Consider the following 17,363-nt stretch of genomic DNA (forward strand, 5'->3'; position numbering starts at 1 on the left):
TAATTCGATGCAACGCGAAGAACCTTACCTACTCTTGACATCCAGAGAAGCCGGAAGAGATTCTGGTGTGCCTTCGGGAGCTCTGAGACAGGTGCTGCATGGCTGTCGTCAGCTCGTGTTGTGAAATGTTGGGTTAAGTCCCGCAACGAGCGCAACCCTTATCCTTGTTTGCCAGCGAGTAATGTCGGGAACTCCAGGGAGACTGCCGGTGATAAACCGGAGGAAGGTGGGGACGACGTCAAGTCATCATGGCCCTTACGAGTAGGGCTACACACGTGCTACAATGGCGCATACAGAGGGCGGCGAGCCAGCGATGGTGAGCGAATCCCAAAAAGTGCGTCGTAGTCCGGATTGGAGTCTGCAACTCGACTCCATGAAGTCGGAATCGCTAGTAATCGTGGATCAGAATGCCACGGTGAATACGTTCCCGGGCCTTGTACACACCGCCCCGTCACACCATGGGAGTGGGCTGCAAAAGAAGTAGGTAGTTTAACCTTCGGGGGGACGCTTACCACTTTGTGGTTCATGACTGGGGTGAAGTCGTAACAAGGTAGCGCTAGGGGAACCTGGCGCTGGATCACCTCCTTATACGAAAGATTATTGCGATGAGTGTTCACACAGATTGATACGGTTTATAAAGTTTAAGAGACGATACTGGGTCTGTAGCTCAGGTGGTTAGAGCGTTCGCCTGATAAGCGAGAGGTCGGTGGTTCGAGTCCACTCAGACCCACCAATTTCCTTCCCAGAAAATTGGCATACAGTATCGACACCTGATGGGGCTATAGCTCAGCTGGGAGAGCGCCTGCCTTGCACGCAGGAGGTCTGCGGTTCGATCCCGCATAGCTCCACCATCTTTAAGTGCATTCAATGAGTGTGTTTAAACATGGTTTTCATTAGAAAACTTTGCTCTTTAACAATTTGGAAAGCTGACTGATAACAACAACGTTGTTATCAAATAAAGTTCTCAAATGTTATCGTAAAGATAAACACCAAAACAACACATTCAAGTGTTCTTGGGAATATCACTATTACAGTGATTATTCGAAATTGAGTCCGGCAAAATCGAAATGTCTCTCGCTCATGTCAAATAATGAGAGACAACTTTGGTGATTTGAACATCAACTCGAAACTCCTTCGGGTTGTATGGTTAAGTGACTAAGCGTACACGGTGGATGCCTTGGCAGTCAGAGGCGATGAAGGACGTATTAACTTGCGATAAGCCCAGATTAGGCAGTAAAAGCCACTTGAGTCTGGGATTTCCGAATGGGGAAACCCACTTACATAAGTAAGTATCGCTGCGTGAATACATAGCGTAGCGAGGCGAACCGGGGGAACTGAAACATCTAAGTACCCCGAGGAAAAGAATCAACCGAGATTCCGAAAGTAGCGGCGAGCGAAATTGGACTAGCCCTTAAGCTTTATAGGCGTCAGGTGAACAAGCTGGAAAGCTTGGCGATACAGGGTGATAGCCCCGTAACTGACGACGCATATGCAGTGAAATCGAGTAGGGCGGGACACGTGATATCCTGTCTGAATATGGGGGGACCATCCTCCAAGGCTAAATACTACTGACTGACCGATAGTGAACCAGTACCGTGAGGGAAAGGCGAAAAGAACCCCTGTGAGGGGAGTGAAATAGAACCTGAAACCGTGTACGTACAAGCAGTAGGAGCACCTTCGTGGTGTGACTGCGTACCTTTTGTATAATGGGTCAGCGACTTATATTCAGTGGCAAGGTTAACCATCTAGGGGAGCCGTAGCGAAAGCGAGTGTTAACTGCGCGACTTAGTCTCTGGATATAGACCCGAAACCAGGTGATCTAGCCATGGGCAGGTTGAAGATTGAGTAACATCAATTGGAGGACCGAACCGACTAATGTTGAAAAATTAGCGGATGACTTGTGGCTAGGGGTGAAAGGCCAATCAAACCTGGAGATAGCTGGTTCTCCCCGAAAGCTATTTAGGTAGCGCCTCGGACGAATACTACTGGGGTAGAGCACTGTTAAGGCTAGGGGGTCATCCCGACTTACCAACCCTTTGCAAACTCCGAATACCAGTAAGTACTATCCGGGAGACACACGGCGGGTGCTAACGTCCGTCGTGGAGAGGGAAACAACCCAGACCGCCAGCTAAGGTCCCAAATTACTACTAAGTGGGAAACGATGTGGGAAGGCTCAGACAGCCAGGATGTTGGCTTAGAAGCAGCCATCATTTAAAGAAAGCGTAATAGCTCACTGGTCGAGTCGGCCTGCGCGGAAGATGTAACGGGGCTAAGTAGTAAACCGAAGCTGCGGCAATACTCTTTGAGTATTGGGTAGGGGAGCGTTCTGTAAGCGGTTGAAGGTGTGTCGTAAGGCACGCTGGACGTATCAGAAGTGCGAATGCTGACATGAGTAACGATAATGGGGGTGAAAAACCTCCACGCCGGAAGACCAAGGGTTCCTGTCCAACGTTAATCGGGGCAGGGTGAGTCGACCCCTAAGGCGAGGCCGAAAGGCGTAGTCGATGGGAAACGGGTTAATATTCCCGTACTCAATCAAATTGCGATGGGGGGACGGAGAAGGCTAGGTGGGCCTGGCGACGGTTGTCCAGGTTCAAGTGCGTAGGCTGAAGAGTTAGGTAAATCCGGCTCTTTTTAAGGCTGAGACACGACGTCGAGCATCTACGGATGTGAAGTCATTGATGCCATGCTTCCAGGAAAAGCCTCTAAGCTTCAGATTTGATGGAATCGTACCCCAAACCGACACAGGTGGTCGGGTAGAGAATACCAAGGCGCTTGAGAGAACTCGGGTGAAGGAACTAGGCAAAATGGTACCGTAACTTCGGGAGAAGGTACGCTCTTGGCGGTGAAGTCCCTTGCGGATGGAGCTACTAGGAGTCGCAGATACCAGGTGGCTGCAACTGTTTATTAAAAACACAGCACTGTGCAAAATCGTAAGATGACGTATACGGTGTGACGCCTGCCCGGTGCCGGAAGGTTAATTGATGGGGTTAGACTTCGGTCGACGCTCTTGATCGAAGCCCCGGTAAACGGCGGCCGTAACTATAACGGTCCTAAGGTAGCGAAATTCCTTGTCGGGTAAGTTCCGACCTGCACGAATGGCGTAATGATGGCCACGCTGTCTCCACCCGAGACTCAGTGAAATTGAAATCGCTGTGAAGATGCAGTGTACCCGCGGCTAGACGGAAAGACCCCGTGAACCTTTACTACAGCTTGGCACTGAACATTGACCCTACATGTGTAGGATAGGTGGGAGCCTTTGAAGCACGTACGCCAGTATGTGTGGAGGCAACCTTGAAATACCACCCTTGTAGTGTTGATGTTCTAACTTAGCCCCCTCATCGGGGGTGAGGACAGTGCCTGGTGGGTAGTTTGACTGGGGCGGTCTCCTCCCAAAGCGTAACGGAGGAGCACGAAGGTGGGCTAAACACGGTTGGACATCGTGTGGTTAGTGCAATGGCATAAGCCCGCTTGACTGCGAGAATGACAATTCGAGCAGGTGCGAAAGCAGGTCATAGTGATCCGGTGGTTCTGAATGGAAGGGCCATCGCTCAACGGATAAAAGGTACTCCGGGGATAACAGGCTGATACCGCCCAAGAGTTCATATCGACGGCGGTGTTTGGCACCTCGATGTCGGCTCATCACATCCTGGGGCTGAAGTCGGTCCCAAGGGTATGGCTGTTCGCCATTTAAAGTGGTACGCGAGCTGGGTTTAGAACGTCGTGAGACAGTTCGGTCCCTATCTGCCGTGGGCGTTGGAGAATTGAAAGGGGCTGCTCCTAGTACGAGAGGACCGGAGTGGACGAACCTCTGGTGTTCGGGTTGTGTCGCCAGACGCATTGCCCGGTAGCTAAGTTCGGGATCGATAACCGCTGAAAGCATCTAAGCGGGAAGCGAGCCTTGAGATGAGTTCTCCCTGATACTTTAAGTATCCTAAAGGGTTGTCGTAGACTACGACGTTGATAGGCAGGGTGTGTAAGTGCTGCGAGGCATTGAGCTAACCTGTACTAATTGCCCGTGAGGCTTAACCATACAACACCCAAGGGGTTTTGATGGGCTCAATACAAGAAAACTTGATTGTGTTAAGAACTGAAACAGCTTTCCAGATTATTAATTACTGCGTTGGCGGTAGTTAAAAAGAATTTGCTTGGCGACCATAGCGTTTTGGACCCACCTGACTTCCATGCCGAACTCAGAAGTGAAACGAAATAGCGCCGATGGTAGTGTGGGGTTTCCCCATGTGAGAGTAGGACATCGCCAGGCTTTATTTATCGCTTTTGAATTTACCTTAATATTAAGGTGCTTCTGAAAGCAAAACTAAAATTTAGCATGATAAATAAGACTAAGTTTTAGTAACAATTTGTGGAGAGATGGCTGAGTGGTTGAAAGCACCGGTCTTGAAAACCGGCATACGTTAATAGCGTATCTAGGGTTCAAATCCCTATCTCTCCGCCACTTTTAATGAAAAACCGCTGTTCTTACAGCGGTTTTTTCGTTTCTTTACTTTAAAAATTGCCAATACATGAAAATAGTAGATGTATTTAGAAATTAACTGTTTAGGTCTCTCAATTTCTCGAACCAGTTTGGCAATGCGAGCAGTAAGTACATTCTAGAAAGCGATTTCATGCCGCACAACCCCTTCCACTAATATTCACTAGTAACCAGTGAGCTTTGGTTCGCTCGATGTACTGTAGCCGCCAACTCCAAACCTACATCAGCCATTATCATAACAGTATGATGGCTTTTGCTGTCATCTTTTATATTTGCGCTAGATTGCTCACTCATGATGCTTTGTCGACCCAAGGCACAACGATGGCCTCGCCAATACATCTTGTGAATAGAGAATTACTGCTCTATCAAATTTCTCGTCCAGCGCAAAGGGTGGGCCTAATTCTTCTTCAAGAAAGCTTGAACCACAGACTTCTGCTTATGTTAAAAAATTTAGCGAGTTGAATGTAAGAATGGACGTCTTGGTAGTAGGCGCAGCCAGCAATCTCATTTTCATTCGGATGGATTTTTCTTCTTGCTCACGTCGAGACGGCAAGGCTAAGCCCATAACAATTCACCATCATGTATTGAACTTGAAACAAAGTGACTCCTGTAACTTTTTAAATACTGAGGAGTTTTAAATGCAATACATTACTAAATTCTAAGATTTTACCATCAATATCGCTTTAGTTTTGGTTACAATATCGTCATCAAAGCTTTGGGGGAATTATGGGACAACTTTCCATTCTTGGTTTTATTGCACTGGGTGGTGCTTTCGGTGCGTGTTCTCGTTACTTGATATCTGAACTGTGTGTCATTGTATTAGGGCGTGGTTTTCCATACGGTACGCTAATTGTTAACGTGGTCGGTTCATTTATTATGGGTTTGCTGATCGCTGCCTTTGAAAGTGAACATCTGGCAACAGAACCTTGGCGACAAGTGATTGGTTTGGGCTTTTTAGGGGCACTAACGACGTTTTCTACCTTTTCTATGGATAATGTTTTACTTATGCAGCAAGGTGCATTTTTTAAGATGGGGTTAAATATTTTCTTAAATGTGGTGCTTAGCATCTCTGCCGCGTGGATCGGTTTCCAATTATTGATGCGCAGCTAGCAAAGTAGTTAAAAATTAAACAGGTCGGCTTGGTTTCACCAAGCCGTTTTTATATACTGATATCACTTGTCGGAGTGCCATAAGGCTGAGACCGTTAATTCGGGATCCGTTGAACCTGATCAGATTAGAATCTGCGAAGGGAACAAGAGAAGATATTTATACCGGAGCTCTTTCTGGTTGATCTATCAAATAGTCGAATGTTGTTATAGGCAAATTACTTAAGCTTTATTTAGCCTTAATTTGACTCCTCTTGTCGCATCTATCCGCCAAGCATTTTTATCCAATTACTTTTTATCTAGTATAACAAAGCAAGGAAAAATGCTATGTCGAGTCGCAAACAAGCGAGACTAGAAGCAAAACAGTTCATTGAAACACTCTCGGTACAACCGTACCCAAATTCCACAAAAGTATATGTAGAAGGTTCACGTCCAGATATTCGTGTACCTATGCGTGAAATAGCGCTAGCAGATAGTTTGATTGGTGGCACAAAAGAAGCGCCTATTTTCGAGCCTAATGAAGCCGTCCGAGTCTACGATACGTCAGGTGTTTATACTGATCCGAACTACGATATTGACCTTTATAGTGGCTTACCAAAGCTAAGAGAAAGCTGGATTGAAGAGCGCGGTGACACTGAATTACTTGATGAAGTAAGTTCGGTGTACACAAAGGAACGCTTAGAAGACGAAACGCTAGACGATTTGCGTTACGGTAATCTACCACGTATTCGACGTGCTAAAGATGGTCATTGCGTGACCCAATTGTATTACGCTCGTAAAGGCATTATTACCCTTGAAATGGAATATATCGCCCTTCGCGAAAATATGGGGCGTGCTCAATACCGCGATGAAGTGCTAAATCAACAGCATCCGGGTCAAAGCTTTGGAACGAATCTACCTAAAGACATCACTGCAGAGTTTGTTCGCCAAGAAGTTGCTGAAGGTCGTGCAATTATCCCATCAAATATAAACCATCCTGAGTCAGAGCCAATGATCATTGGACGTAACTTTTTGGTCAAAGTGAACGCTAATATCGGTAACTCATCGGTGACGTCTTCGATTGAGGAAGAGGTTGAGAAGCTAGTGTGGGCGACACGCTGGGGTGGCGATACTGTTATGGATCTCTCCACAGGTCGCAATATTCATGAAACTCGAGAATGGATTCTGCGTAACAGCCCGGTTCCGATCGGTACCGTACCTATGTATCAAGCGCTTGAGAAAGTGAATGGAGTTGCCGAAAATCTTAACTGGGAAGTGATGCGCGATACTCTGATTGAGCAAGCAGAGCAGGGCGTTGATTACTTCACTATCCATGCCGGTTTATTACTTCGCTATGTGCCAATGACTGCAAAGCGCGTTACTGGCATCGTCTCTCGTGGTGGTTCTATCATCGCGAAATGGTGTTTAGCGCATCACCAAGAAAGCTTCTTATATACCCACTTCCGAGAGATCTGTGAAATCTGTGCCAAGTACGATGTGGCACTATCTCTCGGTGATGGTCTGCGTCCTGGTTCGGTTGCCGATGCTAACGATGAAGCGCAATTTGCAGAGCTTCGTACTCTTGGCGAGTTGACCAAGATAGCTGGGGAATACGACGTTCAGGTCATTATCGAAGGTCCTGGTCATGTTCCAATGCACATGATCAAAGAGAACATGGAAGAGCAGCTGGAGCACTGTCATGAAGCACCGTTCTACACCCTTGGTCCACTGACGACAGACGTGGCTCCTGGTTACGACCATATTACTTCAGGCATTGGTGCTGCCATGATTGGTTGGTACGGCTGTGCAATGCTTTGTTACGTCACCCCAAAAGAGCACCTTGGCTTACCAAATAAAGAAGACGTAAAAACGGGCATGATCACCTATAAGCTTGCTGCTCACGCTGCTGATTTGGCGAAAGGACACCCTGGCGCACAAGTTCGTGATAACGCGCTTTCTAAAGCTCGCTTCGAGTTCCGTTGGGAAGACCAATTCAACTTGTCACTCGACCCAGAAACCGCTCGCGCTTTCCATGATGAAACCTTGCCTCAAGAGTCGGGAAAAGTTGCTCACTTCTGTTCGATGTGCGGACCAAAGTTCTGCTCGATGAAGATTTCGCAAGAGGTAAGAGAGTACGCGAAAGACACCGAGCAAGTGGCAGCGGATCAGGCGGTTTCTATCAAAATGTTAGATGATCCACTGGAAGGAATGCGCAGAAAGTCGGAAGAATTTCGAGCTACTGGCTCTGAATTATATCATCCAGCCGCACATGCAGAGGTTGACGAGTAATGATGAAAATCCTTATTCCGTCATCATTAATTGAATTAACGTGGTTAGTTCAGCAGTGCTTGTTGTTGGCGAAAGAGCAGGGTTTTAGCATTGAAATGATTGAGTTGGGTGTGAGCCCAACTCAGTCTATTCAGCTTATTTGTGACCAACAAATTAAGAGCGTAAGTACCGACCTCTGTACTGATCATTTGAATGATGATAGCGAACATGTAATTTATTATCGCTCCTCGCTGTCCGTTAAGGAATACCTTAAACAAGCCTCTTCAGACGTCTACATCGGTATTGATGATCGGCAGGTGAGCCGACAAGCACAACTCGATATCTGGCATCATCCGATCAACGGTGAGGTGAGAGCGCTCTCTAGTTCGTTTGATTCCTCTCATTATTTTAAACCTGAGTTACATTTGGCTTGGGTCTTAACATTGTTAGTCTTGGATTTTCCTATCGAGGATGCGCTGACGTTTGCTCGTGCCATGACCAATGTTTCACGTGAAACATCCATTGATGGTGAAGCTATGGTTTCACAGTCTTGGGCGTGTGAGTTTTCCGATTTTCCAATCCCAGTCCTTGAAGATGAGCGTTTAGGTATTCAAGTCGGCTGGGCGACAGAAGGTCACGAACTACGTTTTCCAACGTTGAACAGGAACCGTTTGGGACTTTATCCGGTTGTTGATGATGTTGTTTGGGTCGAACGTTTATTGCCATTAGGCATTAATACCATTCAGCTGCGTATCAAAAATCCAGACCAACCTGATTTAGAACAACAGGTGGCGCGTGCTATTGAACTTGGGCAACAGTACAACGCGCAGGTATTTATTAACGATTACTGGGAGTTAGCCATTAAGTATGGTGCGTTTGGTGTCCATCTTGGTCAGGAAGATATTGAAGAGTCTAACCTGAGCGAGTTGAGCCAAGCTGGCATTCGCTTGGGCTTATCAACCCATGGTTATTACGAGTTGCTCCGTATTGTCCAAAGCCATCCAAGCTATATTGCCCTCGGGCATATTTTTCCAACGACGACAAAGCAAATGCCTTCAAAGCCACAAGGGCTTATTCGTTTAGCTCTGTACCAAAAGTTGATTAATAGTATTCCTTACCGTAATGAAAGCGGCAGTGAAGTGCTTGGTTATCCGACGGTGGCTATTGGTGGTATTGACCAATCCAACGCGCCGCAAGTTTGGCAATGTGGAGTGTCGAGTTTAGCCGTCGTGCGAGCGATTACTTTGGCTAAGTCTCCACAATCAGTGATTCACTTCTTTGCTGATTTAATGACAGAAGAACAGCGCACAGTTGATGAAACTTCGTTGAATCAAAGCTTCAAGGTGGGAGACGATAGTGCTCACAGATAAAGAATTTATGCGTTACCAGCGTCAGATTGCTGTACCTGAGGTGGGTGAAAAGGGTCAAGTTCAACTAGGCCAGTCGCATGTGCTGATAGTCGGTTGTGGTGGACTTGGCAGCGCGGCGAGTCTGTATTTAGCCGGTGCTGGGGTTGGTAAGTTGGTTTTGGTGGATGACGATGACGTTGATAACAGTAACCTACAGCGGCAGGTGATCTATCGTGAGCACGATTTGGGCATGGCCAAAGTCGATGCAGCCGCACAACAACTCGCTGCGCTCAACCCCATGGTTCAAGTGCGTACAATCGCTAAGCGACTGGATAAATTACCGCTACAACTCGAAGTCATGTTGGCGGATGTGGTATTGGATTGCTGCGATAACCTGCCTACGAGACAGCTGATCAATCAAGTGTGTTTTGAGCAAAGCACGCCACTCATTTCTGCTGCAGCTATTGGTTGGCAAGGTCAGTTTGCAGTGTTTGATTATCAGTCTAAAGACTCAGGCTGTTACCGTTGCTTATATCCTTTTGACGAACTTCAGCAGGTTAAAACGTGCAGTGAGAACGGTGTCGTCGGTCCGGTGGTAGGCACACTCGGCAACTACCAAGCAATGGCGGCTATCCAAAAACTGGCCACTGGGGCATTCCATGTATCGACGAATCAGTTACATATTTTTGATGGTCTACTGATGAGCTGGAATCACTTAGCGATAGGTAAGGACCGTCAATGTCAGGTTTGTGGACAGAGCTAGCCACGAGTAATACAAGTCAGAGCATAGAGAGTCGGAAGCAATGACATTATCTAAATCTAACAATTCAATACTAAATTCATCTCAAGGTGCGGACAATCAGCACATGACGATTACCATCAATGAACAGCGACACAAAGTGGAAGTTGGAGTGAACTTACAGCAGATCATTGTGCGATTTTCTCTGCCAGAAATAGGCTGTGTGTTCGCCATTAATAACTATGTGATACCGCGCAGTGAATGGGCGAGCACAGACCTTTCCGAGGGAGATAGCCTCTCTTTGTTTCAAGCAATCGCAGGGGGTTAACGTCGATGCTTAAAATTGGTGATAAACAATTCGAATCAAGACTGTTCACTGGAACAGGCAAGTTTGCCAACAGCCGATTAATGGCTGAAGCGATTCAAGTGTCGGGTTCTCAACTTGCAACTATGGCGTTGAAGCGTGTAAATGTGAACGACCAACAAGACGATATTTTGCTGCCGTTAGTACAAGCGGGTGTGAACTTATTGCCGAACACTTCGGGTGCAAAGAATGCTAAAGATGCCGTATTTGCTGCACAACTAGCGCGAGAAGCGTTAGGTACTAACTGGTTAAAACTGGAAATTCACCCAGATCCGAAGTACCTAATGCCAGACCCAATCGAGACACTTGCAGCCGCTGAGCGGTTGGTACGTGATGGTTTTATTGTTCTTCCATACTGCCATGCGGACCCTGTTTTGTGTAAGCGTTTAGAAGAAGTAGGCTGTGCGGCTGTGATGCCATTAGGTGCGCCGATCGGCTCTAACAAAGGCATCGCATCGCACGACTTTCTTGAAATCATTATCGATCAAGCCAACGTTCCAGTGGTTGTGGATGCAGGGATTGGCGCGCCTTCTCATGCGGCGCGTGCGATGGAAATGGGCGTCGATGCCGTCCTAGTGAATACCGCTATTGCAGCGTCGAGCAATCCCGTGGCGATGGCGAAGGCATTTAAGTTGGCCGTTGAGTCGGGCCGTTTAGCTTATGAAGCGGGACTTGCTGGCAAAGTTTCTCATGCTGTAGCGTCGAGTCCTTTGACCTCATTTCTGGATGAGCTGTAATGGTGGAGTCATAACATGAGTTTTTATGAACGGTTTAAGCAGCTTAATTGGGATGACATTTCCATGTCGATCTATGCGAAAACGGCCCAAGATGTGGAGCGAGCATTAAGTAAAACTAGACGTGACTTGGAAGATTTCAAAGCGTTGATCTCACCAGCGGCAGAGCCTTATCTGGAGCAGATGGCACAACAATCTTACGCGCTAACACGTAAGCGCTTTGGTAATACGATGTCGCTTTATATACCGTTGTACCTTTCTAACTTGTGTGCGAATGCGTGTATCTATTGCGGCTTTTCAATGGAAAACCGCATCAAGCGTAGGACGTTGAATAAAGATGAAGTTGCCGCTGAAGTGGAAGCCATTAAGCGTATGAAATTCGACAGCGTATTGTTGGTCACAGGAGAGCATGAAACCAAAGTAGGGATGAACTACTTTCGTGAGATGCTGCCTTTGATTAAGCAGCGGTTCAATTATTTAGCCATGGAAGTTCAGCCTTTAGATCAAGATAACTACGCCGAGCTGAAGAGCTTGGGGTTGGACGCGGTGATGGTGTATCAAGAAACTTACCATCCATCAACCTACGCGCAGCATCACCTTCGCGGTAATAAAACGAATTTTCGCTATCGCTTAGAAACGCCCGATAGGTTAGCAAGAGCCGGAATTGATAAAATTGGTATTGGTGCTCTGATTGGTTTGGAAGAGTGGCGAACGGACTGTTTTTATGTTGCGGCACACCTCAATTACCTAGAGCATACATACTGGCAAACACGATACTCGATTTCCTTTCCGCGTTTACGACCTTGTGAAGGTTCGAGCTCTGCCAATGTATTACAGCCAAAGTCGGTAATGACCGATAAGCAATTGGTGCAATTGATTTGCGCATATCGCTTGCTGAATCCAGAAGTCGAGTTGTCTTTATCCACTCGTGAGTCAGAAACGTTCCGAGACAATGTTTTACCTTTAGGCATCACGAGCATGTCTGCCGCATCGAAAACCCAACCAGGAGGTTACGCTACGGAAGAAGTCGCTCTCGAGCAGTTTGAAATCAGCGACGAGCGAAGTGCGGGTTCAGTAGAAGATATGATCCGGGTGAAAGGGTTTGACCCTGTATGGCGAGATTGGCACTCGGCGTATTCTGGTTAAGTAACAAAGAAAGCCACTGGTCATCGTTATGTTTCACGTGAAACATAGGCAAAAGTAGAGGGTTGATGCAAAACATCAACCCTCTACTTTTTCTATCTTCTAGCTGTGTGCTATAGGTAACGTTGCTTGACGAAGCCACTCTTTCACATCACCTTCAACTAGCGGGCTGATCTCATCCCATACTTTCTGATGGTAATCATTCAGCCAAGCGAGTTCAGGCCGAGTAAGCATATCAACATTGATGTTGCGCTTGTCGATTGGGCAGCGTGTTAGCGACTCAAATGACAGAACAGGGAAGTCACCTTTAGTTGGTGTTTCAACAACAAGTTCCAGATTCTCGATACGAATACCAAACGCGTCTGCACGGTAGTAACCTGGCTCGTTTGATAGCACCATGCCTTCTAATAGAGGCACATCAATTTGCTTCTTCGAAATGCTTGCTGGGCCTTCATGCACACTTAGGAAGTGGCCCACACCGTGGCCCGTGCCGTGATCGTAATCGTAACCTTCTGCCCATAAGTGTTGGCGAGCAAGCGTATCGATTTGATAACCACGAGTGCCTTTCGGGAAGCGAGCTCGAGCCACGCCAATATGACCTTTCAGCGCCAACGTAAATTGCTTCTGCATTTCTGCAGAAGGTTGACCAATCGCGATAGTACGCGTGATATCTGTGGTGCCATCGAGGTACTGACCGCCTGAGTCCACAAGGTAAAGCGTGTTCAGTGCTAACTTACCAGGTTCAGGTTGGTTCTCGTGATTGTAGTGACACATGGCCGCGTTCCCGCCTGCCGCTGAAATGGTATCGAAGCTGAGATCCATTAGCGTAGGGTCTTCGCTACGAAAGGCTTCCAGTTTGTCTGCCAATGTCGCTTCGTCATGCAGGTTGCCAGCAGCAACTTCCGCATCTAACCAACATAGGAACTTGCTCATCGCCACGCCATCGCGGATATGACACGCCTTCATACCCGCAATTTCAACTGCGTTCTTCGCCGCTTTTGGCATCAGACATGGATCTGCTGCTGCAATCACGGACGCACCAGAGTTTTGTAGTACCAGCTTACACCAAGCGTTACTGATTGCAGGATCAACTAATACCTTTTTATCTGTCATGGCTTCAAGGCGAGATTGAAGTGCTTCTGGGTGATGAACGGTCACACCGGCACCGACATGCGCATCAAACTCAGCAGGTAGGCGAGCAGGGTCGAGGAAGTATTCAACGGTTGAGTCGGCATGCAGAATCGCATGTGAAAGTAATACAGGCAGGCGTGATACATCCAAGCCACGGACATTCAGCAGCCAACAAATAGAATCTAGTGCTGTGATCACAGCGCTATCTGCACCCGCTTTTTTAACCAGTTGGGCGATTGCTTGACGCTTGCTCTCACTTGATTGACCGACAGCTTCTGTTGGCATTAGGCGAACATCTGAGACAACAGGGTCTGGGCGATCCTGCCACAACGCATCAATTGGGTTGTTGGTCAGAATGTTTAGCTCAAGCTTTCCGGCTAGTTTAGCTTGTGCCATATCTAGCCAAGCTGAGCTGTGCATGCGAGGGTCAATTGCGACAGAAGCGTTTGCTGGCAGGTTATCTAGAACCCAATCTAAAGCTGGTTCTTCAATAAGGTGGCGATATTCAAAGAGGTCACCAGAGACTTGTTTGGTGACTTGAACGGTATAGCGACCATCGACAAACATGGCTGCCTTCTCTTTGGTGATGACGGCGGCACCAGCAGAGCCTGTAAAGCCAGTTAACCAATGCAAGCGCTCGTTGTGCGCTGGTACGTATTCACCCAAATACTCGTCCTCGTGTGGAACCAGTAGGGCATCAATATTATGTTTTACAAGCCATTCGCGAATCGCATTCACTCGGCTTAGGGTATCGTTGTGCATCTGTTTTATTCCTTCAAATTACGGCTCCTTTATGCTCAGGTTTGGGAGCTGTTTCTTTCTGCCATGCAGTATGATCAACCAAAGTTTGCAATGACTTTGGCTGAGCCGGAGTACAACTGAGCCATAGATGAGCCAAAAGGACGACGACAGTTAAGCTACTCATTTTACCACTGAAGCGCAAATTGAGAGCGGTACTTTTTATCTAAGGTGATCGGTTTTTTGCGTGATCATCGCGCGTAACCAATTTAGTGCCGGGTCATTTTCTCTGTCTCGGTGCCAGAATAAAGTGTATGCCATCGGCGGAAACTCCAGCGGTAGGGGAAGCACCACCAAGTCAAGCTGTTTGGCGGCGAGCTGCACAAAGTGACTTGGGGCGGTGAAGATAAAGTCGGTATATGAGCACAGGCTAGCGGCACTATTGAAATCGGGTACGGTCACGGCAATATCGCGATCGGCTCCGATATCGGCAAGACGATAATCCAACAGCCATCGTTCGTTACCATCACAGCGGACTTGTACGTGACGCAGGGCGAGATACGCATCTAGGTTCCAAGGTTGTTTTAGTGCCGGGTGATTTTTACGAATAATACACATTTGATGGTCGCGATAGATTTCTAGCTCGCTAATGTCGTTTGGTGGCAACAGGGTTAGTTTTGCATCATTAATGTCGATGTCTTTTCCAGTTAAACCAAAATCTAATTCACCGCGTTGGAGCATTTTAAAGGTGCTATCTAACCAAGGATGAGTACTGATCGTGACCCCAGGTGCCTGCTGAAATATAGCGGGTAAGAAGTGGGGAAGAATAAGCGAATATATGCTTTCGACCGCCGCAATTTGAAAACGATATTCACTGCTTTGTGGACAAAATTCTTCGGGTTGTGTGAGCGCTTCTAATTGATTTATCAACAGATCCAGTTTCGGTTTTAAGAACAAAGCCCGGGGCGTGGGCGTCAATCCATGCGAGTTTCTAGTAAACAGCGGATCATTGAATTGGATGCGTAACTTGGCGAGTGACTTGCTTACCGCGGATTGACTCAAGCACAGTCGATGTGCCGCCCGAGTGACGTTAAGCTCTTCTATCAATACTTTAAAACAAACCAGTAGGTTGAAATCAATACGAGCCAGCTTTTCGATGTTCACAATGAATTTCCTCAGGGGAATAATGATCATGATTATACATCATTTCTATTCATATCATTAGACGATTAAACTCAGGCGAAGTTCTTTGTTCAATTTGGAGTGTTGTGTGCCTAGCCAGTTTTCTGATCGTAAAAAGCAAATGGCGTTATTGACCCTTTTGGTTCTCTTCAGTCCGCTTGCGATTGATATTTATCTACCCGCGTTACCTCTTATCGCTTCCACTTTTCAGGTAGATGATGCTTTAGCACAAGACACGATCACTTGGTTCTTATTTGCGATGGGTGTCGGGCAACTGTTTGCTGGCCCTTTGGCAGATAAACTCGGACGTCGAACTGTTGCATTGGGCGGTATCACCATTTACGCAATGAGCGCTTTATTGGCGTGGAGTGCTCAGAATATTGAGTGGATGTTGGTGTCCCGACTGCTACAAGGCTTAGGTGCGTGTGCGACATCGGTAGCAGCCTTTGCAACAGTTCGCGATCTCTTTGGGCCGGAAAAAAGCGGTAAGATGATCAGCTATCTCAATGGTGCGATCTGCTTTATTCCGGCATTAGCCCCTATTCTTGGTAGCTGGTTAACCCAGCAATTTGATTGGCGCGCTAACTTTAGCTTTATGGCTGGTTTTGCCTTCGTATCTGGTGCACTGATGTTTTTTATGATGAAGGAGACCAATCCCTCGACAAAGGGGCAGGCTTATTTCAAACCCAGTCGCTACTGGGCCGTACTGAGCACCCCGTCATTTATCTTTCATGCTTCGCTGTGCTTAATGGCGATGGCGGTGATTCTTGCTTACGTGACTTCAGCGCCATCTGTTTTGATGACAGGCATGGGACTGTCGATGAATGAATTCACCTTTTGGTTTGGTGTAAATGCGGTGATAAACATTACGGCTTGTATGCTCGCGCCTAAGTTTATGGATCGCGTCGGTACACACAATACGCTTGTGGTAGGCATTTCGACGCTTGGTTTGGCAGGGGTGGTTATGATGGTCATGAATGGTCAGAATACTGCGCTGTCTTTCATGTTGCCTATCTTTATGGCGTCGGTGGGGTTTGCGTTCATTCTTGGCGCTGCGGCTGGTAAAGCACTGGAACCTTTTGGTGATAAAGCGGGAACAGCCGCAGCCCTGTTAGGCATGTTCCAAATGAGTGGTTCTGGGTTATTGGTGGGCACATTGCAGCGTGCGTCACTGGAACCACAAACTCTGATTGCAATTCATATGTGGGCTTTATTACCGGCGTTGGTTATTCTATTTACAAAAGCGGGTAAGAATTGGCACGCGAGCTTTGTTAAAGCGTAAATCAGTGCAATTTAGTATTTTCCAATGTGACTAACGCGTGTATATTTGTTGTTCAGACTTTTCCTGACATCATAACGGAACTCAAAAAGTAATGTCGTTAACCACGTATGAAATGGCTCGTATTCTAGAGCAAATGGAAGAATCGCCGGAAAAGGTGATGTTTGGCAAGTTGCTGAATGAGCTGGGTAACCAAAGCTCCGAGCGCATTCGTAGTGCGGCAAAACAAGTACCTTTACCAATCTTGCGTGATATTGTGTACCAATTTCAACAAGTGATTGAGTCGCGCAAAGGTGAGCAAGTTGAGCTGTTAGCAAAAGATCTTGCTCAACAGGGTATCTCAGCCGATGAGCTTCTTGCTTACTTGAATAAACAATAAAAAATCCCCGCCATGGCGGGGATTTTTATCGCGTCAATTTGTTCTTTATAATATGGTCGATGGAAATGATTCCCGGTCCCCATACGATAACCACTAAAGTCATGAATCCCCACAACTGATGGTCATAGAACCCTTTTCCCACAAGACAGGATAAGAGATGACCGCGATGATATTGAACACAAACAGAATCGCTGCCATCGGGCGGGTAATCAATCCCAGCGCTAAAAATACTGGTAGAATTAACTCAGCAGCCGTTCCCATGTAGGCCGCTAGCTCCCAAGGCAAAAGTGGCACTTGGTATTCCAATTCGAATAGATACAGCGTGCTATCCCAAGAAGAAACTTTGATTAGCCCTGAATTAAAGAACACCCATGCAACCCACAAGCGACAAAAGAGAAGTAGTAAAGGGACAAAGCCAGCTTGTAAGGTACTGATCAAATCGTCGTACCGATTGACTAAGTGTTTAACCGTATTCGTCAT

11 protein-coding genes, 3 tRNA genes, 3 rRNA genes, 1 pseudogene and 1 riboswitch are annotated in these 17,363 nt (G+C 47.0%); of the genes and pseudogenes, 15 read left to right on the forward strand and 3 right to left on the reverse strand.

All coding sequences use genetic code 11. The features are described 5' to 3' along the window. The 13 genes from ATG66_RS00030 to thiH form a co-directional block, all read left to right on the forward strand. A 16S ribosomal RNA gene (locus ATG66_RS00030) occupies positions 1 to 588 on the forward strand; the annotation flags it as partial. Between the two features lie 68 nt (positions 589 to 656). Beyond that, positions 657 to 733 (forward strand) — tRNA-Ile (locus tag ATG66_RS00035). Between the two features lie 42 nt (positions 734 to 775). Then, positions 776 to 851, forward strand: a tRNA-Ala gene (locus ATG66_RS00040). A gap of 294 nt (positions 852 to 1,145) precedes the next feature. Continuing rightward, positions 1,146 to 4,033: ribosomal RNA gene (locus ATG66_RS00045) — 23S ribosomal RNA — on the forward strand. Positions 4,034 to 4,147: 114 nt separating this feature from the next. Further along, positions 4,148 to 4,264: ribosomal RNA gene (gene rrf / locus ATG66_RS00050) — 5S ribosomal RNA — on the forward strand. Between the two features lie 101 nt (positions 4,265 to 4,365). After that, positions 4,366 to 4,456: transfer RNA gene (locus ATG66_RS00055), tRNA-Ser, on the forward strand. A 762-nt stretch (positions 4,457 to 5,218) separates the two neighbouring features. Then, complete coding sequence (gene crcB / locus ATG66_RS00060) at positions 5,219 to 5,602, forward strand: fluoride efflux transporter CrcB (protein WP_098413413.1); 384 nt, start codon at positions 5,219 to 5,221, stop codon at positions 5,600 to 5,602. A gap of 60 nt (positions 5,603 to 5,662) precedes the next feature. Then, a riboswitch (TPP riboswitch) is annotated at positions 5,663 to 5,761 on the forward strand. Positions 5,762 to 5,925: 164 nt separating this feature from the next. Beyond that, entirely contained in the window at positions 5,926 to 7,866 is a 1,941-nt protein-coding gene (thiC, locus tag ATG66_RS00065; RefSeq protein ID WP_098413414.1) for a phosphomethylpyrimidine synthase ThiC, read from the forward strand. Next, positions 7,866 to 9,215: a thiamine phosphate synthase gene (locus tag ATG66_RS00070; protein WP_098413415.1), complete on the forward strand. Its 1,350-nt coding sequence runs from the start codon at positions 7,866 to 7,868 to the stop codon at positions 9,213 to 9,215. Before thiC ends, ATG66_RS00070 begins: the two co-directional genes overlap by 1 nt. After that, positions 9,202 to 9,957, forward strand: a complete 756-nt coding sequence (locus tag ATG66_RS00075) for a HesA/MoeB/ThiF family protein (RefSeq protein WP_098413416.1) — start codon at positions 9,202 to 9,204, stop codon at positions 9,955 to 9,957. The genes ATG66_RS00070 and ATG66_RS00075 overlap by 14 nt, the downstream gene beginning before the upstream one ends. Before the next feature lie 40 nt (positions 9,958 to 9,997). After that, the gene (gene thiS / locus ATG66_RS00080; RefSeq protein WP_098413417.1) at positions 9,998 to 10,261 is read left to right on the forward strand and encodes a sulfur carrier protein ThiS; all 264 of its coding nucleotides are present in this window, start codon (positions 9,998 to 10,000) and stop codon (positions 10,259 to 10,261) included. 5 nt (positions 10,262 to 10,266) lie between these two features. Further along, a complete protein-coding gene (locus ATG66_RS00085; protein WP_098413418.1) occupies positions 10,267 to 11,034 on the forward strand; it encodes a thiazole synthase in 768 nt (255 codons plus the stop codon). Positions 11,035 to 11,049: 15 nt separating this feature from the next. Next, positions 11,050 to 12,177, forward strand: a complete 1,128-nt coding sequence (gene thiH / locus ATG66_RS00090) for a 2-iminoacetate synthase ThiH (protein WP_098413419.1) — start codon at positions 11,050 to 11,052, stop codon at positions 12,175 to 12,177. 99 nt (positions 12,178 to 12,276) lie between these two features. On the opposite strand, the gene ATG66_RS00095 is transcribed toward thiH, so the two are convergent. Beyond that, on the reverse strand, positions 12,277 to 14,067 hold the full coding sequence (locus ATG66_RS00095; protein WP_098413420.1) for an aminopeptidase P family protein: 1,791 nt from the start codon (positions 14,065 to 14,067) through the stop codon (positions 12,277 to 12,279). Between the two features lie 198 nt (positions 14,068 to 14,265). Beyond that, on the reverse strand, positions 14,266 to 15,207 hold the full coding sequence (locus ATG66_RS00100) for a LysR family transcriptional regulator (RefSeq protein WP_098413421.1): 942 nt from the start codon (positions 15,205 to 15,207) through the stop codon (positions 14,266 to 14,268). Positions 15,208 to 15,346: 139 nt separating this feature from the next. Here ATG66_RS00100 and ATG66_RS00105 point away from each other — a divergent pair, with 139 nt between their 5' ends. After that, a complete protein-coding gene (locus tag ATG66_RS00105) occupies positions 15,347 to 16,507 on the forward strand; it encodes a multidrug effflux MFS transporter (RefSeq protein ID WP_098413501.1) in 1,161 nt (386 codons plus the stop codon). 91 nt (positions 16,508 to 16,598) lie between these two features. Further along, the gene (gene tsrA, locus ATG66_RS00110) at positions 16,599 to 16,883 is read left to right on the forward strand and encodes an H-NS-like global regulator TsrA (RefSeq protein ID WP_005458563.1); all 285 of its coding nucleotides are present in this window, start codon (positions 16,599 to 16,601) and stop codon (positions 16,881 to 16,883) included. Between the two features lie 25 nt (positions 16,884 to 16,908). On the opposite strand, the pseudogene ATG66_RS00115 reads toward tsrA, so the two are convergent. Then, positions 16,909 to 17,363: pseudogene (locus tag ATG66_RS00115) on the reverse strand (DoxX family protein).

The organism is Vibrio sp. ES.051, assembly GCF_002563795.1.
In the GTDB taxonomy this organism is placed as follows: domain Bacteria; phylum Pseudomonadota; class Gammaproteobacteria; order Enterobacterales; family Vibrionaceae; genus Vibrio.